1 protein-coding gene is annotated in these 209 nt (G+C 66.5%); it reads right to left on the bottom strand.

Features of this window, described 5'->3' with window-relative positions:
- Positions 1-209 (bottom strand): Ig-like domain-containing protein (locus M622_RS24510; protein WP_021248209.1); only part of this gene is annotated, 209 nt, incomplete at both ends.

The raw sequence follows: 209 nt of genomic DNA, 5'->3' as shown, positions 1-209 counted from the left end.
CTCTCGTCCTGCACCACCGGCGCCTCGTTCTCGACCACGATCGTGAACTCCCCGGTGCTGGTCGTGGTGCCGTCGCTCACGGTGTAAGTCAGCACCTCGCTGCCCACGAAACCGGCATTCGGCGTGTAGGTGAAGGAGCCGTCGGTGACCACATTCAGCGTGCCGTTGGCCGGCGCCTCGAAGCTCAGCACCTGCAGCGCGTCGCCGTC

Source organism: Thauera terpenica 58Eu (assembly GCF_000443165.1).
In the GTDB taxonomy this organism is placed as follows: domain Bacteria; phylum Pseudomonadota; class Gammaproteobacteria; order Burkholderiales; family Rhodocyclaceae; genus Thauera; species Thauera terpenica.
Note: the sequence above shows the minus strand (reverse complement) of the source record. Positions and strands in the feature narration are given on the sequence as shown.